This is a genomic window from Stenotrophomonas sp. FR010 (genome assembly GCF_047520755.2).
Taxonomy (GTDB): Bacteria; Pseudomonadota; Gammaproteobacteria; order Xanthomonadales; family Xanthomonadaceae; genus Stenotrophomonas; species Stenotrophomonas sepilia.
This window is the reverse complement of record NZ_JAXBQT020000008.1, coordinates 173,349-194,467: the sequence shown is the minus strand read 5'-3', so window position 1 is coordinate 194,467 and position 21,119 is coordinate 173,349. Positions and strand designations below refer to the sequence as shown.

Annotated in this window: 19 protein-coding genes and 1 pseudogene; 1 reads left to right on the top strand and 19 read right to left on the bottom strand. The window is 56.7% G+C overall.

The features are described from left to right. Nucleotides 1-73 precede the first annotated feature (73 nt). From ACM0PK_RS10010 to ACM0PK_RS09930, 17 genes are all read right to left on the bottom strand, one after another. Entirely contained in the window at nucleotides 74-385 is a 312-nt protein-coding gene (locus ACM0PK_RS10010; protein ID WP_414606794.1) for a hypothetical protein, read from the bottom strand. Nucleotides 386-528: 143 nt separating this feature from the next. After that, nucleotides 529-783: a hypothetical protein gene (locus ACM0PK_RS10005; RefSeq protein ID WP_138952904.1), complete on the bottom strand. Its 255-nt coding sequence runs from the start codon at nucleotides 781-783 to the stop codon at nucleotides 529-531. A gap of 55 nt (nucleotides 784-838) precedes the next feature. After that, entirely contained in the window at nucleotides 839-1,642 is an 804-nt protein-coding gene (locus tag ACM0PK_RS10000) for a DUF2628 domain-containing protein (RefSeq protein ID WP_229298525.1), read from the bottom strand. Nucleotides 1,643-1,849: 207 nt separating this feature from the next. After that, entirely contained in the window at nucleotides 1,850-2,266 is a 417-nt protein-coding gene (locus ACM0PK_RS09995; RefSeq protein WP_414606795.1) for a hypothetical protein, read from the bottom strand. Nucleotides 2,267-2,387: 121 nt separating this feature from the next. Continuing rightward, on the bottom strand, nucleotides 2,388-2,735 hold the full coding sequence (locus ACM0PK_RS09990) for a DUF596 domain-containing protein (protein ID WP_414606796.1): 348 nt from the start codon (nucleotides 2,733-2,735) through the stop codon (nucleotides 2,388-2,390). Between the two features lie 383 nt (nucleotides 2,736-3,118). Continuing rightward, nucleotides 3,119-3,571 carry a DUF6911 family protein gene (locus tag ACM0PK_RS09985; RefSeq protein ID WP_414606797.1) on the bottom strand — a complete coding sequence of 151 codons (453 nt, stop codon included), beginning with the start codon at nucleotides 3,569-3,571 and terminating at the stop codon, nucleotides 3,119-3,121. Further along, nucleotides 3,571-3,915 carry a cytidine deaminase-like fold-containing protein gene (locus tag ACM0PK_RS09980; RefSeq protein WP_423170848.1) on the bottom strand — a complete coding sequence of 115 codons (345 nt, stop codon included), beginning with the start codon at nucleotides 3,913-3,915 and terminating at the stop codon, nucleotides 3,571-3,573. The genes ACM0PK_RS09985 and ACM0PK_RS09980 overlap by 1 nt, the downstream gene beginning before the upstream one ends. A gap of 72 nt (nucleotides 3,916-3,987) precedes the next feature. Next, on the bottom strand, nucleotides 3,988-4,380 hold the full coding sequence (locus tag ACM0PK_RS09975) for a hypothetical protein (RefSeq protein ID WP_061479162.1): 393 nt from the start codon (nucleotides 4,378-4,380) through the stop codon (nucleotides 3,988-3,990). Between the two features lie 329 nt (nucleotides 4,381-4,709). Next, a complete protein-coding gene (locus ACM0PK_RS09970; RefSeq protein WP_414606798.1) occupies nucleotides 4,710-5,819 on the bottom strand; it encodes a VENN motif pre-toxin domain-containing protein in 1,110 nt (369 codons plus the stop codon). Between the two features lie 1,121 nt (nucleotides 5,820-6,940). Continuing rightward, nucleotides 6,941-7,243 (bottom strand): hypothetical protein, encoded by a 303-nt coding sequence (locus ACM0PK_RS09965; protein WP_334271665.1) that lies wholly within the window; start codon nucleotides 7,241-7,243, stop codon nucleotides 6,941-6,943. A 109-nt stretch (nucleotides 7,244-7,352) separates the two neighbouring features. Beyond that, on the bottom strand, nucleotides 7,353-7,700 hold the full coding sequence (locus tag ACM0PK_RS09960; protein ID WP_334271664.1) for an Imm8 family immunity protein: 348 nt from the start codon (nucleotides 7,698-7,700) through the stop codon (nucleotides 7,353-7,355). Between the two features lie 583 nt (nucleotides 7,701-8,283). Next, entirely contained in the window at nucleotides 8,284-8,628 is a 345-nt protein-coding gene (locus tag ACM0PK_RS09955) for a DUF596 domain-containing protein (RefSeq protein WP_005408646.1), read from the bottom strand. Continuing rightward, on the bottom strand, nucleotides 8,625-11,081 hold the full coding sequence (locus ACM0PK_RS09950) for a VENN motif pre-toxin domain-containing protein (RefSeq protein ID WP_414606799.1): 2,457 nt from the start codon (nucleotides 11,079-11,081) through the stop codon (nucleotides 8,625-8,627). Before ACM0PK_RS09950 ends, ACM0PK_RS09955 begins: the two co-directional genes overlap by 4 nt. Nucleotides 11,082-11,470: 389 nt before the next feature. Further along, nucleotides 11,471-11,680 carry a zf-TFIIB domain-containing protein gene (locus ACM0PK_RS09945; protein ID WP_423170838.1) on the bottom strand — a complete coding sequence of 70 codons (210 nt, stop codon included), beginning with the start codon at nucleotides 11,678-11,680 and terminating at the stop codon, nucleotides 11,471-11,473. Nucleotides 11,681-12,053: 373 nt separating this feature from the next. Next, nucleotides 12,054-12,659 (bottom strand): hypothetical protein, encoded by a 606-nt coding sequence (locus ACM0PK_RS09940; protein WP_258391578.1) that lies wholly within the window; start codon nucleotides 12,657-12,659, stop codon nucleotides 12,054-12,056. A 141-nt stretch (nucleotides 12,660-12,800) separates the two neighbouring features. Continuing rightward, nucleotides 12,801-13,019 (bottom strand): hypothetical protein, encoded by a 219-nt coding sequence (locus ACM0PK_RS09935; protein WP_134970741.1) that lies wholly within the window; start codon nucleotides 13,017-13,019, stop codon nucleotides 12,801-12,803. After that, nucleotides 13,016-16,267, bottom strand: coding sequence for a hemagglutinin repeat-containing protein (locus ACM0PK_RS09930; RefSeq protein WP_414606852.1), 3,252 nt, complete (start codon nucleotides 16,265-16,267; stop codon nucleotides 13,016-13,018). The genes ACM0PK_RS09935 and ACM0PK_RS09930 overlap by 4 nt, the downstream gene beginning before the upstream one ends. A 41-nt stretch (nucleotides 16,268-16,308) precedes the next feature. On the opposite strand from ACM0PK_RS09930, the pseudogene ACM0PK_RS09925 reads away from it, so the two are divergent. Next, nucleotides 16,309-16,614, top strand: a pseudogene (locus ACM0PK_RS09925) (Mov34/MPN/PAD-1 family protein); the annotation flags it as partial. 221 nt (nucleotides 16,615-16,835) lie between these two features. Here the strand turns inward: ACM0PK_RS09925 and ACM0PK_RS09920 are convergent. Together ACM0PK_RS09920 and ACM0PK_RS09915 are read right to left on the bottom strand one after the other, a co-directional pair. Next, complete coding sequence (locus ACM0PK_RS09920) at nucleotides 16,836-17,510, bottom strand: type II toxin-antitoxin system PemK/MazF family toxin (protein ID WP_069139116.1); 675 nt, start codon at nucleotides 17,508-17,510, stop codon at nucleotides 16,836-16,838. Between the two features lie 349 nt (nucleotides 17,511-17,859). After that, on the bottom strand, nucleotides 17,860-21,117 hold the full coding sequence (locus tag ACM0PK_RS09915; RefSeq protein WP_414606801.1) for a type I restriction endonuclease subunit R: 3,258 nt from the start codon (nucleotides 21,115-21,117) through the stop codon (nucleotides 17,860-17,862). Nucleotides 21,118-21,119: the final 2 nt, after the last annotated feature.

Sequence of the window (21,119 nt, the reverse complement as noted above, 5' to 3'; positions counted from 1 at the left end):
CGGCATGGTTCCGCTGGCGGCATGTCACCGGTAGAGTTCGAAAAGCGCTACGCGCAGAGCGGCGACTGAGTGTCTATGGAACTCTGGTCGGTCCAGCGTAACGCTTGATGAAGTGGCATATTTCCTCCCAGGCATGTTCAAACCCGCTCGCGCGGAAATGAAACGAGCCGAGCAGGCCCACCTGCCACGAGGCCTCAATCCCTTCCGCTACGACAGCTTCCGGCGGGTCGACGATGCCGAACCCGAAGCCAGTGTTGGATGCTGGAAGATATCCACGCAGACCGTCAGTACCGTCGGAGTACTCGGCCTGGATCGAATCCAGGGCGTGCAGCACGGCACCCAGATCGGCACCGGCTTCGACTTCCAGAAACAGCGAAATGCTCATTATCGAACCATCAATCTGAAGCCAACAGCTTCATGACTCGGCATGGCCGCTTTCGTCTTCGGCTTCATTTCTGTCCTGAAGAATTCCTGATTCATACGGACTACCCCTGCCCACCTCACCCATGGGAGCTCGCAACAATCCGGCTACCGCTTCAGATCAGTGTAGGTAGCACTCATATCCTTTATGCCCTCCTCGCTGTTCCCCATGGACGCTCTCACCGCGTCCAACCAGTCCTCCCACGCACCTGGATCCGTGGGGCTTCGATCCTCCTTAAGACTCCAGCCAAGTGAACCCAGCAGCCCCCCGATCTCATCGCTGGGGCCGCGGGAATAGTCGATCTGGAGGAAGTAGAACATCGCCATGTAAGCTTCCTCGATCGTCAAGAGCTGTTCTTTCACCAATAATCTCCCTGCATGCACCATTTCCAGAGCGACTCTCGCCGGATGTCAGCGATCACAATCCAATGAGGGTATGCCGGTTGAAGAACCGCATCTTCCCCTCGATCGTGAAGTCCGTGCGCCTGATTTCACCCAGCATCATCTCGCGTTGGGCGTCGTTCAACGTGCACGGCTCCAGAACATTGGCCTCCAGCACTCGCCCCGGGGGCGCCAGTCGCAGCTCGACAATGCAGGCATTGCCCTCGATGGGGACACCTGCTGGCCACGCCGTCATTGTGATCGCACGCATTTGCTCCTGGTACGCCACCCGCTCTGCTTCCTCCATCTGCGGGTCCGGCAGATACGGCGGGTTCGCCGCCACGTGCACAGCAGACTGCGTGGGCGTTGGCTCTGATATCGAACCAACGATCAGTTTGATCAGGGTGTTCTGTGAGGCCGTTACCGCCAAGGCGATCACCAGAGCGGTGTAGCTGACACCACCAGCCTTCTGCAGCTCAAGGTGCCGCCGATGTGCCCCGCGATGCTCGGCATCAACCTTGCGGACAATCCTTCGGCAATGCGACAGGTACAGCGGATTCGCCAGAATTCCTGCAAGTACGCGAAACACCAGGAAAGAGAGCAAGGACAACCATGGCAGCCCCAGCAGCACGAAGGTGGTCATCAGCAACGGCGAAAGGATGAACCAGATCGCGCCCCACGCATGCATGCGCCGGAAGAAGAACCAGAGTGACGAGAACAGGAATGCCGGCCAGTTCCATCGCCTTGGCGCCCTGCCGCTTGCTTCGTACAGCCTCCAGTGACGGAGATAGGCGCGGAACCTGTCACCTACCACGATCGCCAGTGCTTCCTTCTCGCTCAACCCATCTGAGGTTGCATCTGTGCTCTGCACCGCTTCACCGACGGCGCTGCCGAAGGTGGGTTCAATCCTTGCTCTCACTATTTTTCATCCAAACTCGACACGAAATCACTCAAGACCGATTCTCACGTAGCATCCCGGCCATTGAGCCCCACCCTGCCGTACTCAGCACAGCCTCACTCGAACTCAATGTAACGACTAGAAACACTCTCAAGCCACGACGCAGATTGCAGTCACTACCTGCTCCGGCTCACCCTCGATCGGCACACCCCAACCGGAAATTTCGAGGACTCCGTAATCACTTCCGCTACAGAACCACTCCTCTGCTTTATCGAAATGCAACTCGGTGAAACCAAGAAAATCTGAAACCAGACTTCCAATGCCAACTGAACCTGCTGCAAGTCCACGGTAGGACTTACGTGCAACGACATCCCCCGACATCCCCAGTGCATAAACCTTGATCGCCCGCACAACCCCGCCCCTGATCGAGCGCATCCATATAACCATCGCACTCACCGTCGCGCAGGGAGAACAGGAGCCCGCCATTTCCACGCTCGTCAGGACCATACCTTTCCAGACGAAGATCAGGCCCGCCCTCAAACCTGTACAACCGAGCATCCGCGTCAATCAGATATGCAGCGATAACCGTATCCAGATCATCGTATGCCGCATGTAACGGTATAGCTGCCATCGATACACCAGGAACAATCGGCGCATTCCACTCAATGGAATTCACACCGATGCTTATTCACGTCCAACAAAGCTCACCATTATCAAGAACCCATACAATTCCTGCAGGAGCTGCAATCAGGAACCAAAGGCACAGGTCAGATTCCAACTCTTCCCTGGTCGACGGCCAAGCCATCCGAAGAAGCTCGACCTGCTCTAGATTTGAACCACCTAAAAGCCGACCATCAGACGCCAATTTCGCCTTTCCAGACTCCAGAATATCAAAAATAATATCGAGAAAAATATCTCGCTGCGCGGCAAAATCGACAGAAGATCCCGCCAGAGCACCATTTAGCGTCTGCCACATTGACACCATGGAATACCCAAAAGAGTGCTCCACGACACAATTAGCATACCCTTCGGTCACTTGAACCTCATCCCCACCACACCGCCATTACTATTCGATGGATGAACGACACCCACTGTGCATTTCGGACCAGCCTTCCCCGCAGCGGATGAAAACGCCAGCAGACGAACTATCAAGCCGCTTTGCCACTGAACCACACAAACCTCACCCTCACCCTTAATGACGCGAAGATTGCCCATTTCATCCACACCAGCCGACCGCATTACATAACCTTCAACTGCCCCCTCAACCTCATCAAAGAGCCGGGCACGCAATCAGCGACAGCCTTCGGCGACTCCACCACCCAATCACGCCTTTCGCCCCATAAATTCCGCCAGATTTGACCACCTCAAAACTCGAAAAATAAATCATTAACTTTATATCATGAAACAATTAAGTCCACCCTATTGCTTCGGATCCCAGGGCGACCTGAAGCTAGAAACCCCATCCGAAAGGTCCCCGTTGCCATAAAACTCCCTAAACAAAACCAACGCAACATCGATATCACGACTCACTTTTCTAGCATCCCACAAGTCATCGTCAAATCTTACAAACCCCCTATGCCCAGCGCCTCCGGATTCCCACCACTCCAGAATCTCAAACTTCAAATCCTTTGAGGAAGTGAATGCAACCAGCCTATAGTTTCCAGGATTTGCATCCATACTTAGTTTCCGGATGTAGCCCCCAAGAGGCTCCAGCAGGCGCAATCTGACACGCCCTCCTTTTGCGAAAACCTCTCTAATTCCGGACTCCACCCTGCTCCAGACAGGCCCCTCTGTCACCTCGGCATGAGGCCTACTGCGGCCGACAAGAATCTCGACCTCGAAGGCACAACCAAATTCAAGACCTTCTTGCATCACCAGCCCCACCCCTTTCCTCTAGTCCAGAGATGAATTTTACCACTAGAAGTATCCAACACCCTGACACTATTCAAGCCAGAACGCTCTGCAGCCAAACCTATATGCGACATGCAAAAATCACAAACCGGCTTCCCCCGAACGACAATACTCATATCCCGCCCCTCTGCAAGGCCAGCCTCGAAAGCCTGCTGAATCAATCCTATCTCAGCATGAGCATTGCTCATATTTGAATTGGGATGACCAGGAGCCACCAAATCTGAAATCAGCGTTGGCTTATTCGGATCCGCTGACAATGCCGGACGAGAACCTTGATTGGTATCCCAGAGAACCCGCCCGCCGATATTACTCTCGTGACAATCGCATGCGGCAAGTTGCCCTGGGCAAATCGGGGAGCGCGGAACGCAAGCGATCAGTCATTCAAAGAACTCAATAACCCCCTCCACTTCGTACCCAAACCGTAAACTCCCATCCGGATAGCAAACAACAAACCGCCCCTCCAGATCAGGGACATCACTGAAGTGATCTCCAATAAGAACCCCAGAATCGAACTTCGGCGCCATCCGAATGGCCAGACGCCCGAGCTCCTCATCGTTTAAATTCAAGCCACTGTAGGCATTGACGATGGTTTTGAACTGACCGTCATCATGCATAACCCATATCCCCACCGAATCCTTGATCTGCGCGTGATCCCAATACTCATCAGAATCGAACACATTCGATTGCGGCACGCCCAACGACTCCGACAGCACCTTGCGAACATCATCAAAGCTCAAATAGCGTTCAATCGAAAACTGAAAGGAATCCACATATCACCTCAATTTATTTACCCGAGCCACGCGAATTGTAGAGTTCCAGCAACCTCGACCTAGAAGTCGCGTTCACTCCTGCGTTCCCCGCTGAGATCATACCCTCAAGAGCCTTCTCTGATCCGCCCCGGAGACCTCCATCTCGCACCATGTCCGTGTAAACACGGAACTCTGCCCGTGACAGCTGAACAATTCCCGGCCCCTCCTTTGGGAACATCGAGGCTCTATCAGGATGAGTACCCCAGATGCGGCCCAAGGGCACAAGGACGTCGCCATTTGGGAGCAAAACACCTTTCCCTGAGTTCAGATCATTTACGTCCTTGGCAATATCATGCCCCCCCTTTTACGATGGACTTTGGCGTATTGGCGCTACCGTCACCAAACCAGGTCTTCGCTCCAATTGTGTCCACACTGTGTGCCGCACTCACCTTCACAGAATCTCGCGGCATGAACGGCTTCCCTTCCAAGGTTCCGCCGTCCACAACCTTTGAAAGAGAGCCGCCTTTGACCCGGAGAATCCCAGCCAATTGATTCCCTGATCTTGCAACCAGGGCCAGATATGCTTGAGTCTCCTCGACCTTCGTCATTACCGATGCTTGATCCAGCATCGATTGAATCTCGATCGATGGATACTTGGAAGTAATCAACCCGCTTGCAGCGTTGAATTGGCCCAACATCCCGTCGCGAAGTGCCTCCGCGTCCTTGGCCATCTTGTCCATGAACCATGCGCTGGGCCCCTTGTTGGAAATGGATAAAAGTGCCTGCATGCTGCCTGCTAGCATCTGCCTTTGTATTTCCCTGAACGCGTAAGCAGCATCGGCTCCAGGTGTAGTTCCAGCTACTCGGTCCTGCACTGGAATACCTGGATACTGCTGCTGCCAGTAGACGTCGATCCGCGCCGCAAACTCGCGCTTCCAGTCGTCTTCTGAAGTTGCTGGATAGGACCGCATACTCAGCTCAACAGCGGCACCATGCGCAAGCAATTCGCGATCGCGCTCTGCGTTCAGCTCGTCATACGCACGAGTAACAGAGTCCTTACAGGCTTGGACATCCCCCCCCTTTCCACCGCACGCAGCCCGCTCGGACTCCATGAGTGCGATTTCCTGCTTACTAAGCCAGTTGTTCTCAGCCGAATTCTTGGCAATCCCCGCATTCAACGCGATCCCAGCCAGATCCTGGCCCGACAACCCACCGGCCAGCGCGCCCACCGCTTGTGATAGCGCCAGAACCGATTCCCTTTGCCGCGGGCTGAGATTCGCGGGGTTGCCACCGAACAACTTGTCCGTCAACACATTCGCAGCCAACTCGCCACCGGCTGCACACATGGCGCCGGTCCCCGCACTGCCACCATTGACTTCCGCCAGCAGCGCACCCAGCACCGCATGCGACGCCAGTTGCGGCATCGCATTAGGGTCACTGTCGTGATTCGGATCAAGCATGCTGCCAATGGATTGGGCGGCATAAGGCGCCAGTGCATTGGAGGCAACCCGACCAGCGCCTGCCCTCCGCGCCGTCCGCCAGCGCAGTCGTCACCGCATGACAAGCACAGTTGTACTCATCGCAGCGCCCCACGTTCTCGCGCCGCTGTAGGCCTGGCTATTTGCCGCCACCACTTTGCTGCATACAGGCAGCCGATTCCATCTCCCTCAATCACAAGGCCGCATTGACCCTCATCAGTCGTCCAATCCGCGGCCAGATCAACATGTAGAAGGCACCCACGGCCAACCCGATGAAAAGCATGATGCCAGCGCGCCTGGGTGCCCACTCAAGCCAAAAGGAAGGACTGGTCCAGACCTTTATCCAAGCGCCAGGAGAGAAGGCACCCTCGAACGCGAGCCACGCCAACAAGGCACAGACTGGTGCAGCTATAACATGGCGAGCTTTGAGCCGCGGAAGAAATTTATCCACAAGCATAACCCCAGGCGCACCGAAGATGAGGCCCAACACAGCAGCTATGGCGCAAACCAGCGATGCGAAAATTGCAGCCTGCGAAAGACTGCCTATCCGATAACTCAGCGGTATGGCTATGAATAACAACCCTCCAAGCATAGAACTGGCAATCACGGACATAATCTTTGCCCCCAATTCACGCTCACTCACTGGCAGACCTCCACCATCTTTCCATCAGGGCCCCGGTAGCTCATGCATTTCTACCTTGAGGGAAAAGTACTCCAAGGCCACTGCAACTTGCCAACTTCGCTACCAATATCGCGCGTATTGGCACTCCACACTTGTCTATCGGCCCACGAATTCGAGTTGAACATTGGACTCAAACCCGTACCCCAGCCTCTCTGATTGAGACTGAGAATCCACCGAATCCATCCGGAAGCAACTGTCGGATCACAAGGCCGGGATCCAATGCATGTGCTCCAGGCACCGTGATGTTGATCAGACTACTGGTGCTCGGATCGACCAGGTGCGTTACGTAACCCAGAGACAGGCCCATGGTGGAAAGATAGCTCACCACGCCGTTGTCGGCCAAACCCTCGTCATCCGTACCGGGTCCTGCAGACCGCTTGAGCGCGTTGTATTGTGCAACGGCATCGCCACATGAGCTTGTTTAGCTCACTACGCATGCAACCGAAGTCGTCGAATACTCATGCGGCTGCTTGGTGGACCCCACCGCCCATTCATAAGCGCCCAAAATCGACTGGAAAGTAGTACCAGGTACGCCGACTGTGTATTCAAGCCCCTTCACGGAATCAATGAACTCCTCCCGATCACCACTGCCGTCAAAATACTTTGGCATTCCAGCCGACATGTTACCCACCAGCAAGATGGCATACGTTTCAATGTCAGATATCGAGCCAAATGTAAGCTTTCCAGCATTGTTCTTAATTTCTTGAACCCCAAGCTTGCTCACAGCAGCTCTGGCCATCATCCATTAAACACAGGCATCCGTCCCACCGTCCGCCCGTTGTCTTATTTTTCTGAAGCGATGCCCAGCCCGGATTTACGCGCTACGGAGAGCTTCAAGAAGATTGATAGTCATCAAACTCCCACTTCATAACCCTACAGAGCTTGGTTGCTATTTCAGCCCAAGTGTCTGCCTCACAAGAATCAATGTAACTGGAAATCACTGATTCGATCACTGAAAAATCAAATTCACTTACCACCAGCATTCCACGACCCCAGAGAGCAGACGAAGAATTTTCAACAAGCCATCCGGGCGTACAAACATTCAAATCAAAGTCATCATCTCCAGGAATACCAACCACACCAACATTAACTCTGACATCGACACTGAAGTCGACCTCACCCGGAATCCATGTTCTCAGATCCAATACATCATTGAATATTCCATTCAATCGCGCCCTCATATCAAACTAACCTTATTTGTTTATATCCATATGCCCGTTAGCAATCTTCTTGCGAGCACCCGCTATTTTATTTACGCCATACCGCTCAAAGTTCGCCTGAATGCCCGTTACCGCCAGCTCACTCAATTTCTCTGACGGAGGTCGATTCACTCTGGTGCCATCAGCACTAACCCAACCAGTCCCATCACTGGTCCGTCTTGCCCCGTCACCGACCCATATCTTCCCCAATTGATCTGCTTCAGCATGGGTACCTTGTCCAACGCTGAAGTTTGGATTACTTGTACCGCTCCCGCTGACGGCAGTTTTGAGGCGAGTCTTGGATCTGCTGGGAGGTGATGCCTCTGACCTATCGATTGCTCCAATTGAATAGCGAGGCCAATGCTTACATTGAAAGCTGATTCAAACTTGGATGACGGGCGACCATTTTCTTCATATCCGAGAATAGATCATCCCACCCCTGCAGTTCACGGCAAGTACAGAGCGCAAGACACTTCTCAAGCAAGCTTCATCAAAGCTCGGTGTCGTTACAAGCCCTGACCCATTCGTCAGGATCGTCGTGACGCCACCGACATGAATCGGACTACTACGTCCACTGTTCACGGCCATCTGCGCCGATCCAAACCAGACCCGCCGGAGCATCGGTCAAGAACCAGAGACCGAATCCATCGATATCATCTTCACCTGGATTTTCGGGCCAAGCGTTTGAGATTAGCGTCAGCTGCTCCCTCCAGTCGCCTTGCAAGAAGACCCCGTCCGTTGCAAGCCTCACTTTCCCTTCCCTCAACAAACGACCCATCAACTCGAAGAACGCGTCTTTTCTTTCGGAGATCCCAACACCTCCCATTTCCATCGTCATGTGCTGCCAGACGGCACCCATTGATAACCCAAACGAAGAAGTCACCACTGCACAATAAATCCCATCTTTCATTTGAACTTCACCTCTACTCGCTTTCCATTATTTATGGATTTATCCTGCACATCAATTGTCCAACTCGCACCAGTCTTCTGCGCACTCGTTGAAAAATCTCTAAGAGTTATCTTTGCACCAGAGCTCGTGGTTGCCGTATAAAGAAGACCCTTTCCAGGTACGACCCTCGCGACAGGCATGCGATCAGTTCCAGTCAGCTGTCTGAAATACAGCATGACATCGGATGTGCTTGCACCAATATAAACCGGAGCACCCGTACTGACTTGAGCATCGGCCTTCAAGACCTTTGAACCAAGATTAAGCTGAAAATCCTTAGGATCCAATGACTTGCTATTGTATTGGTGTGCGAGGTCATCAATTCGCTTTTGCGAGTACGCCTGAAGAACGGATTCAGGTTGTTTGAGAGACAAATCGGGTCCTGCCGGGCGACCTGCGATTCTCTCCAGTGCGGACTTCTCCGCATCCACCTGCGTCCCGCTTGAGGTATTCGGTGTCCCATCACTCCGTCCGCTCCCAAAGCCTCCGTTGCCGCCGACTATATTGACCATTCCATAGCGTCGTGCCAGCAACTGTGCCAGCCCAAGGCCTACTTCGCCTGCAGTCTCCTTGGACCATAGCCCATATTGATCGATGGAAGTGTCGACACCGGCGGTCCACTGTGCCAGCGCGGCCACCGTATATTCCTGAGGCAGGATATAGACGGGCTGGAGTCCCCCGTTCTCAAAAATCAGCTCGCGATAGGCACGTCCATTCATGGAGTGGGCGAACGAAGAAAGCGCCTCGCTGCTACGGCCGAGATCATCGAACAGTCCAAGCTCTCCGGGCCACGAGCCATACTTGTAGGAAACGACCGCATTCACAAACGCCTGACACGCAGGGCTCGCTGAGTTCGCAGTGCACACTGAGAGCAGCTCGTAATCCATTCTCTCCGACAATTGCTTGGCAACGTCGCGCACCGTCTTCTGGCATGACGTGTCGCCGCCGCACTCGTCGAGCTGCTGCTTCAGTACACGAGCCTGATCCTCTGAAAGGAAGTTGTTCTCAACCGAATTCTTGGCAATCCCCGCATTCAACGCGATCCCAGCCAGATCCTGCCCTGACAACCCACCCGCCAGTGCTCCCACCGCCTGCGACAACGCCAGCACCATCTCCTTCTGCTCCGGGCTCAGCCTGGAAGGATCTCCTCCGGTCAATGTACTGGTCAGCACCTTCGCGGCCAACTCGCCGCCAGCCGCAGAGACCGCTCCGGTTCCCGCATTGCCACCATTTGCTTCCGCCAGCAGTGCACCCAATACCGCGTGCGACAGCAATTGCAGAGTCGCATTGGGATCGCTGCCGTGGTTCGAGTCAAGCTTGCTGCCGATGAAGTAAGCGGCATAGGGCGCCAGCGCATTGGACGCGACCTGACCGGCGCCCTGGCCGGCTACGCCCCCTACCACAGCCGTCGTCACTGCGCTCAGGGCACGGCTGTACTCACCGCCATCACCCCACTTCTTCGCATCGTTATAAGCTTGGCTGTTTGCCGTCAGCACCGCATCGCGCTGCTCCGCGCTAAGCGCGTTGAACGCCTTCTTATCATCGCTTGATAGGCCATCATAGTACGCCTGGGTTGCCTTCTTGCTCTGATAGGCTTGAACGTCCCATGCAATCTGCTGGCTGGTGGCCATCACCGTCCCCGCCGCAGCCGCCATCGCCTGCTGGTCCGCCAGCAACTTGCTCGCATCCGGCAATGCATCCAGCGCACGATGTGCCCCACTGGCATCGGTGTTGATGCCCAGCTCAGCCGCCGACGTCTGCTTGCCACCGATGGTGATGTTGCCCTCGGTCAAGGTGGCAAGGGTGGAGCTGCTGTCGCTGCCCTTTTCCATCATCGGCAGGCCCGGACCACCTCGGGGTGCGGCCGTTCCCGGCTTGGGCGCCCAGCCATCCATCTGCCCGCCCGCACCACCACTGATGCTGCCGGAGCTGGCCGTGTAGTCCATGTGGTTCTGCAGGTCGGTGAACGTCAGCGAGCCCGCAGTCAGTTCACTGTTGCCTGCATTAGTGCTGGCAATCGCCCCGCCCACCAGGTTCACGTGGCCGGCATCGACGTGGTACCCGCCATTGCCGGCAAACAGGCCGCTCTGCTGGCCGACACCCTGATAGCTGCCGCTGCCCTGGCTCTGCGAGTTGTTGGTACCGAACGGCAGGCCGCTGGTGTTGTTGGCAAAGCCCCAGCCCTTGCCGCGGCTTCTGCTGTCGCTGCGCTCGGTGTTGTGGGCCACGTCGAACACGATGTCCTGGGTGGCCAGCAGCACAGCGTTGCCCTCGGCCGACATCTGTGTGCCCTGGCTGAGGATCGAGCCGCCGTTGGCAATCAACGTGAGATCGCCGCCTGCAGCCAACTGGCTGACGCGGGCATCACTGGTCGAATGGCTCTGTTCGCTGTTGGTGCGCTGGCTGCCGGCAGTCACCACGGTCGACGTGGTGGCCGCACGCAGGCCGGAGGCTGCGCCTTATATCCATAAGGTATATCACCACGTGAAGCGAGTGGCATCAGGCTAGGAGCTGCGACCCGGCTATCGGGCATTACGGGGCAGCAAGCCCCGGGAAGACAGCTCCTTCCCGAGCCTTGCCGCATGGTGCTCTCGAACTGAAAGGAGAACACAAAGCGTAACCCGCACGTCGCGGCGTAGCACTTGACGAAGCACACAGGACTCCATCGGAGGTCGTACCTACTTCTTGCTCATACGTGGCTTGCAGCTTGCTGCATTCTAGCCCCTCTCAAATGGCCGACCCTGTTTCAGTGCCGCCCCTGCTCCCGCCGTTTCACCAGATAAAAACCGTCGCGTGCATCAGGGCATCACAGTCGCCGATCCACGGAAATTGAATCCCAAGATGGAGCAATTGAATTCTCCTCAAGATAGGTCTCAAGTTCCCGAAACGGAGAAACGCCGATGTCACTCAAAGAAAACCATACAGCATCACATTCGTCGCAAACAAAAATCTGAACCCCACTCTCCTTGACGCGGGCCTCAAGCATCTCACCTTGCTCACAACGCGGACAAATCACGAAACACCTCACTGCACAGGATACGCAGATATCATTTTATTGGTGCCAGGCTTAACAATAATTCTTATGTTCTTCTCACCGGCAGTGCCAATCACTCGCCCCATAGGGACTATGAATGCCCCCCCCCGGATCTCCAGGCACCGCAGCGCCCTTCATCCTCCAAGCCTCGTCGACAAGAGAGATCAACTCGGATCTATCCTCAACGAAAACGGAATGCGTGACCTTTGCGGGGTTTGGAACCGTATGTGCCAATATGTACTTGATACGATTTTCATGTATAGAGCCCATCCCGTAGCATCCCGGCCATTGAGGTGCGCTTGCCTGCATTCAAGCGCGGCTTTTCACGAACTCAATGCAACGACCATAAACACTCTCAAGCCACGACGCAGATTGCAGTCACGACCTGCTCCGGCTCATCCTCAAGCGGCACACCCCAACCGGAAATTTCGAGGGCAGCGTACTGGCCTCCGCTACAGAACCACTCCTCTGCTTCATCGAAATGCAACTCGGTGAAGCCAAGAAAATCTGAAACCAGACTTCCAATGCCAACTGAACCTGCTGCAAGTCCACGATAAGACTTACGTGCAACGACATCCCACGGCATCCCCAATGCGTAAACCTTGATCGCCCGCACACCCCAGTCGCCGATCGTAATAGAGAGCGCAGCCATATCACCAGTGCGATCACCGCCAGGCAGGGAGAACAGGAGCCCGCCGTTTCCATGCTCGTCAGGACCATACCTTTCCAGACGAAGATCAGGCCCGTCCTTAAACCTGTACAACTGAGCATCCGCGTCGATCAGAAATGCAGCAATAGCCGCGTCCAGATCACCGTATGACGCATGCAGAGGTATGGCTGCCATGGATACGCCAGGAACAATCGGCGCATCCCATGCAACGGAGAATCCACTGGAAATACCCACCCCAAAACAAGAATTTTTCAAACCACTGAATTCAACCCTCCGCTTCCGCGGATTCAAGAATCTCACTTTGTCATCACAAATCGAGCCACCAGAACCCTAAAAGCCCAGGCCCGCACCGCGGCGAACAAATCGCACCGAAAATTTACCCGACAACAATCAATCCAGAATTGAAGTTTTAAAATCACATCCAAATTATTATCAATAATAATGCGATCGATCAAACCTGACACCTGTCGCAACCACGTCACCCGACTCAAAGAAGACAGATGTATCCATCCCATGCAGCATCACTGCATAGCCCTTGACGACGCCATCTTCCTCCCGACTTATCCCCAGCACACCACCACGTCGACCAACGTATACAGACCGGGGCTCAACGACCTCAACCTCCATATAGAAATCAATAGCTTCATTCATTTGTGCGTAATCCGTCCATCAAGCGAAATATTAAGATGCGACCCGTCGCGTGTCGCCCAGCCCAACTGCGCCTTTCCAGTTCTGGACAATTGCACATCCCACTCGAAAGCCTGCCCCTGAGTGCGCGACGGACCTTTTGTCCATTCATTACCAAATCTATCCAGATATCCATTATTGGGGCCACGGGGAAGCGGATTTGATGCAGAGTATCCCGACGGAGGAACGTACCTTATTCTACCCTGAGTCGGCAATTCGACATATTTTATTCTGGCTTTTGATGACCAAACTTGTGCAGAACCGACCGACCCAACAGGATTGAATGGCGGTTCATCAAGGTACGCCAATCCGCCACGAGACACCGCGACTTCGCCAGACGAGGCGACTGATGCAGGTGGTGCTTTCCCACCCTTTACCAAGGCTCCCCCCTTTGCACCCGCAGCACTTGTGATCAGCGCGAGTGCCATATCCCGCCAATACTCACCACTGGTGAATATATTGGAAAGATCGCCAAACGCCTGACCGGTCTGCCCCCTTAATCCGTGCGTAAAGTAGGACCCCAAATCCAGAGCGTAGCCAGGTGCCATGCCCCAAAGCGGCGGAGGCAGTCCAGATACAACGAAATCGTTGTACTCATCCTTCTGCATGATGAGTCGAGGAGTTCCGTCTGACTCCGTCAGCGTGAAGCTGACAGTCTCGCCTGTCTCCTTGTTCTGATTCGCTATGACTTTATAGGCAACCTCATCACTGCTGTCGGAAATAACAACGGCCTTGGTGTTGTCCGACATCTCAAGAATCGTGGAACAGCCTCGCACAGCAGGATTGGCCTTGCAGACATCCAGAGCTTCCAGGTACTGATCCCAGTGCATCTGACGGTTGAACTGATCTCCCAGCAGCGCCGTGCCCGCACCATCACTACCACCCACGACTCCGCCCAGCGCAGCACTGGCGAGTTCGATCAGACTGTTGAACTCACCGCTCCGCGGATCCATGCCCTGACCGGTAAGGAAGCGTGTCATCGCCTCCTTGGCCAGCGCGGCACCGGTGGCACCCGCAGCGGCGCCGCCAATATCGCCGCCACTCAATGCCGCAACGGCAGCGCCTGTCAGGCCATGCAGCAAGACCTTGTTGCGCCCGCTTTCACCCCACTCGCTGATCCGCCGCAGCGCGTCGGCCTCGGCCTCGGCATCACCATTGGCGCGCGCAACTTCCAGATCCACCTTGGCCTGGGCACTCTTCTTGGAGGCCAGATTGCCAACGGCCTTGAAACCGATCTCCCCCAGGATCTGCGTGAGTTCCTGCCGCTCCTGAACCTTCTTCTCGTCGAAGATGGGCGCAAATCCATTGGCGTTGTCCAAACCAGTTACGCCGCGCTGCAGGTCTGCCAGCGTGCTGTTGTCTCCATTTCGAATGTCGATCGTGCCGTCGGCCACGCCGCTTCGCGTGGTGGAGCTCTTGCTGTCACCCGTTGGCAGGCCCGGCATCACCGAGGGGTTGAAGTTGAACCCGTCTGAAGGGCTCCCGCCGCCACTGGTACCGCCACTGATCGAGGCGGAAAGGAACTCCGCCCGGTTCTTGAGATCCTCAACCGTCAAGCTGCCCGTCGACAGCAGATTCTTCGAGGGATCCGCGGTGCTTGCGATGACGGCCCCGACCAGATGCGTGTTGCCCCCCACCTGCAACTGGAAGCCCCCGTCGCCGGCGGCGATTCCCGTCTGCTCTCGGACGCTACGGTAGTCACTGTCGATCATGGCGGCACTGCCGCTGGCACTACCCTCGAAGCCATAGCCAATCGTGGCTTCACCTTTCGCCGCAAGCTGCTGGCTGTTGTATCTATCCGTGTCCTGCTCTGTGCGCACCGTCAGATTGCCCGCCACCTGACCGATAACTTGGTTGGCAACCAGCTGTGCGCCCTGCAAAGTCGTGTCTCCACCACTCGCAAACGTAAGGCGATCCCCGGCCTTGATGATGCTTTCGTTGTGGACGGTGCCGTTCCCGTCGGCCTTGCCACGCGCGGCATTGGCGCCAACATAGACACCGATCGCTGCACCGCCGCCGCTGCTTCCACTGATCGCAACACCGATCTCTCCACCCTGGGACTGGTTTCTGCTGTCCTGGGCATAGCGATCCTCGCTGCTTCGGATCATCAGATCCTTGGCCGCCGCAAGATCTACGTTGCGACCCGACACGTTACTGCCCACCACGGTCAGATCACCGCCGGTGGCTGCGATCACCACATCGCCATCACTGTGCAATGTGCTGCCACGATGGGTCGTCTGCTCCATCGTCGTTTCCGACTGGGATCGCTGGGTTCCTGCGGTCACCCGGACGTTCAATCCGGCGCCGCCACCGCCATCGCCCCACTGCTGCCCCGCAGCCTGGGCCACCGCGATTGCACCCTGCGCCGCCTTGTACGCATAGAGCGCCTTGAGGCGATCGTCCTCGACCTCGTCTGCGCGCTTGGCGAAGGCATACACGGCGCGTGCACTTTGAATGGTATCAACGGTCGCACCGCCCACGGCAACATTCAGACCGGACTGCCTGAAGTAGTTCCTGTCGTTGTACTCCGAGTGCTGTTCTGCTGAATCGATACGCACATTCTTGCCAAGCAACGTCATTCCGTTCCTGGAGAGCACATCGGAGCCCCCGATGTGCAGCGTTTCGCCCGCAGTCAGCGTCACGCTGCCCAGCGCGCTGCCGACGATGCTTCCTTCCGCGATCGTCTCGGTCAGGGAACTGCTGTTGCCGCTGCTTCGGCTGCCGAAGGTAACCCCGAAGCTGCCATTCATCCCCCCAAGTAGCCCGGACTTCTTGCGATCGCTACTGTGCTGTTCGGAATGACTGGACTCCGCAGCAACAATACTGAGATTGCCTTTGGCAGCTATCACTATATCGCCAGTGGACGCAATCTTGGCGCCCTCGGCTGTGATGTCACGACCTGCGCCGATGCTGATCCGCTCAGCCGACAAAACCGTGCCAACGGCCAAGATGTCTTGGGTTGCATCGTGCGTTGCGGTACGCGTAGTGGACGTTAGCCCACGCCTCTTGCGCTGGGTGTCTTGCTCCCAGGTGTGCTCTTCCTGCGCGGATGTCAGATTCACATCACGGCCGGCACCAATACTGATCGCGTCCTGGTCGCTTCGTACCTCTGCGGCTACCAGGTTCACATCGCGGCCTGCACTGAGTGCGATTCCGCCGTCAGCAGACAACTGGCTGCCGCGCACCGTCTCATCACGCTGGCTGACCTGCAGGTGAAGTCGTTGTCTCGACTGTCACGGGCCCCTACCGGGGCGACCAGCGGTGGCGCACGAGCTACCGTTCCAATCCCAGGGCAGCCCAGCAAGCCATCGACGAACAGGCTGATGAGGGTCGTCTATACCTAGGGGAGTGGCACACTCACCCGGAGGATCATCCGATGGCTTCGAGCACAGACTTTGACGCCATGGCGAAGCTGCAACGAGCATCGAGCACTCGCTTGGCCAGCCTCCTGATGGTCATACAAGGGCGCGCCTTGGGAGATAGGGGGCTGGCCCTTCATACATTTGGAGCGGATGGGCTCGCCCGGTGGCGGATCCAAGGCTCGCTGGCCGCGGGGTGACCATCGCGGGGATCGGGGCGGCGGGAGGGCTGCTGATCGCCTTGAGACCTCGTAGGTGAACCAGGGTGCCCGACCTGTGCACAGCAAAAAGGCCGCTTGAAGCGGCCTTTTTGCTAAACTTTTTACTTTTGCAGCATGGCCCTAAAGGCCGTCGCGGGGTACTGGTGCTGCTCCAGAACTCCCACCAAGTGGAGCCATCTTAGCGGAAGCCCGTTCTGGGGTCAAATCCTCTGTGCGGCAGGGGATTCTGGCTGTTCAGCATACAGAGCTCTCAACTGGTCTACCTCATTCTGGAGGTCCAGACCGGAGCCCTTCGCCCACATCTCCGCAACCTCCTTGCACAGGCGCAAGTGTTCAATTTCCTGTTGCAGCTCATTCACTCGTTCGGCCAACGGCTCCAGAGTCCGGACTCGTTCTTTGGCATGAGACAGGGCATTCTGGATGTCGGAGTAGTCACGCACACCGATCGAATGAAGTAATGCTTCTCGTAGCGCCTTGGTCTCGGCGCTCGTCAGCGAAACGCTGTAGTTGGGGTCGCGACCGGACCGTACAATGCCTCGACTTGTGAAGTACGACACCGGTGGAAGGACGCGGCGGGTCGAGACAGTTTCGATCATGTTGGCGATCGCGAAGCTCTGTTTGCCGGAGTTCCCATAGAACTTCAGTTGACTCAGCGTGGCGGCCGATATTTCAAAGGCAGTTTTGTCGCTGGCTGCTGGAACTTGAGACGTAATGGGAACGACTTGAAGCGTGGAGCGGCGAGACACGTTCACCACGATGGCAAGGCGTCTCTTATGCATTTCCCCGCTCTGGATTGTGTCGCAGTACCTCTTGTTGGAGCGGATCTCGCCATCAATTCGCCCGACGGCTAGTTCATGGCCGTAGTCCACCTCCACGAGTTTTCCAGGCCGAACAACGCTCTGAATTGTCCGACCCTTTCCCTTTTTGAGGGTCTGATATAGATACTCGACGGGGCCTGTACTCGGTGGCTCTTCCAATATCACCACAAAAGATGCGCACGCTGTATCAGTCGGTGGAGTTCGCTCTACCGAATGTACGATCCACTGGTAGCAATCCTTTCCATCGAACTTCTTGACCAAGTAAATCTTGCTGTCTTGCTCATGTCGAGGAAGGAGCGCTTCCGATACGCCATCAAAGGCCTCACTCCCCAAGGGTAGCAATACTTCGTTTTGATCTTCGTCGCGAGCCAGTTGACTGTAAGAAACTAAAATTCCTGGCATGAGTTCACCGCGAAGCGTTGAGATCGATGTTTTGTCCGTCCTTGACCATCTCGTAGAGCAAACCAACGAGTGGGGCGAGCGCCTGCTTGTCGTTCTTCAACACTTGAGTCACCAGGTCCGTGTGTGACCCCAGAGCCCGGACCAGTGCCGACTGGACAGTGCCCTTGATGTTGCCGTTCATAGCCACGTCGCGCGGATTGTTCTTGATCTGGGCCACGGTGTTGGCATCCTCCCGCACGATGTCGGCCAAGTGGTTCACCAGGGCTACCTTGTCGGTCAGCGGTGTGGCCTCACCGAAGATCGAGTTCAGGCGCGCGATCACCTGTCGCAGATAGACCGGGAGTTCAGCCTGGCCACCGCCACCGGGGCCAACGGGTTTCAGGATGACGGCATCTTCCTTGGGCGGCTCCTCGCCACCGGGCATGTCCTCGGGCTTGATGTCGAAGCCCGTCAGGACCAGAGCCGACACGTCAACTTGCTCGGGCGGCACGCCGTTGAGTCGCTTGGACAACAGGCGGGCGAAGCTGGCAAACGCTTCAAGTCCCGGATCGCCAAGATCGATGGTCTGGGCGATGTAGGTATAAAGCGATCCGAACCGGGTCAGGCCGGACTTGAAGTCCAGCAACTGCTGCAATGCTTCAGAGTGGGCCGTCCGGGTGGCGTCCGCTTGCTTCATGCCGGCTTCGTTACCTTGCGACTTGGCTGCCTCGTAGGCGGTCTCAGCCGCCTGGATGGCGGCGCGCCGCTGCTGGACCTGGTCGTTGAAGCGTTCTGTCGGTTTACCGGTGGCCTCGTACAGCTCCTTATGCTGAGCCAGCTCGCCAGCAGCAAAGGCGGCAGCGGACTTGAAGCGCACGGCTGCGTAGGCGGCTACCTCGACTTGCTTGTAAATTCCGGCCTTGTCCAGTTCTGCTTGCAGGTCGTAGATCACGTTGGGGTTTTGGACATCTACAATACGAGCGCCCTTGTCGTACTTGGCGAACGCATCCAGGATGACTTGCGGCTCGTTGACGAAGTCCACCACGAAAGTGGTGTCCTTGCCTGGCGCAGTACGGTTGAGGCGGGACAGCGTCTGGACGATCTCCACAGGGTTGGCGATCTTCTTGTCCAGGTACATTGCGCACAGCTTGGGCTGGTCGAAGCCCGTCTGGAACTTGTTGGCCACGATCATGACCTGAAATTCGGGACGATCGAACACCCTGCGCAGATCTGAACCGTACTGCTTGGGATTCATGCTGCTCTCGGTGAACTGCTCGTCGTCTGCTGCTGCGAACGGATCTTCCTTCAGCTGCTCGTCGGAGCTATGGACAACTTCTTTGCCAGTCAGTGTGCCTGAGAAGGCCACCAGGGCCTGGAAAGCCTTGTGCTGGGGGCGCGCTTCGATGTAGGCGTCAAAAGCTCGCTTGTAGCGCACGGCAGAGGCACGAGAGGAGGTCACGATCATGGCCTTGGCCGTACCGCCTAGAAGCGGGGCGACGTTGGCTGCAAAATGCTCGACGATGAACTCGACCTTCTGGGTGACGTTGGTCGCGTGCAGGTTGAGCCACTTGGCCAAGGCACGCTTGGCCGCCTTCTGGGAGACCCGCTTGCCGTCCTTGACGGGTTCGGCCAGGTTGAAGGCTGTCTTGTAGGGCAGGTAGCCCTTCATGACATCGAGGATGAATCCCTCGTCGATGGCCTGGCGCATGGGGTACTTGTGGAAGGACTGCGGCTTGTTTTCCTTGCTGGGCGGCTTGGTCGGATCGGCAAGGCGGCCGAACAGGGTCAGGGTGGCGTGCTTGGGCGGGGCAGTGAAGGCGAAGTAGGAGACGTTCTTCGGGCGCACGCGCGAGGACTGGATCTTCTCCAACAACTCCTCGACGGTCAGGCCTTCCATTTCCTTGGCGTCGCGCAGTGCCAAGGTGGCCTGCAGCTTGGAGGCAGCTGAGCCGGTCTGGCTGGTGTGGGCCTCATCGATGATGACGGCGAAGCTGCGGTCTTTCAGCTTGCCGTTGGTCAGCACCTGCTCCATCGCGTAGGGGAACGTCTGGAGCGTGACCACGATGATGGGCGTGCCGCGCTCCATGGCCCTGGCCAGTTCCTTGGACTTGCTCTCGCCCGTGTCCCGGTCACCGATGGCGGCGATCAGGTCATCCTGATGGTCGATCTGCTGGACGGCGTCCTGGAGCTGCTTGTCGAGCACCGTTCGATCAGTGACCACGATTACCGAGTGAAAGTAGGGCACGCCTGCATCGGTGCGCAGGCGGATCAGGTCATGCGCCGTCCAAGCAATGGTGCTGGTCTTGCCGGAGCCAGCCGAGTGCTCGCACAGGTAGGTCATGCCAGGGCCGTTGGCCTTGGCGTCTGCGATCATCTTGGTGACAGCGTCCCACTGGTGGAAGCGCGGGAAGATCTGCGTTTCCTTGCGGGAGTGGTTGCCGGCCAGGTCGACCACGTCCTTCCTCTCGGTGTACACGAAGCTGTGGAAGATCCGCAGCCAGTTGTCGCGCTGGCAGACCTGCTCCCAGAAGTACGCTACCGGGTACTCGCCGTCCTCTCGGATGGGGTTGCCTGTCCAGACGCCATTGCTGCCGTCTCTACCCTGGTTGAAGGGCAGGAAGTAGCTGTTCTTGCCGTCCAGCTTCGTGCACATCTGGATTTCGCTGTCAGACATGGCGAAATGAACGACGGCACCCCGCTGGAAGGTCAGCAAGGGCTCCACACGCCCTGTTGTCTTGTCCTTTGGCAAGCGATCGTTCTTGTATTGCTCGACGGCGGCTTCCGCAGACTGTGTGAAGTCAGTCTTGATCTCCACGGTGGCCACGGCCAATCCGTTGATGAAGAACACCAGGTCGATGGCCAGCGTGCTGCCTGGGCGATACTTGAGCTGGGGCACGACGCGCAGGATGTTGGCGTTGTAGCGCTCCCAGGCGGAAGGGTCGCGCTCGTCCTCGGGCAAGCCTTCGCTAAGCGCAATCTCACCTGCGCCGGCCACCTTGATCCCCTTGCGCAGCACGTTGACCGTGCCCTCGCGTTCCAGGGCCTGGCTCAAGCGATCCATGAGGGTGGCGGATGCCTTGTCGCCATTGCCCGCCTCCAACTTCTCCCATTTCTTGGGCTGTGTCGCCTTCACCCACTCGACCAGATCCTCAGGGTACTGGGCGTGGTTCTGGTCGTAGCCAGAGGTGTCACCCACCTTCCAGCCGCGTGCTTCCAATTGCTTGACGACGTACTGCTCGAAGTACTTCTCGCGGTGGGCGGTGTCGGTGAAGACGGGATGCATGG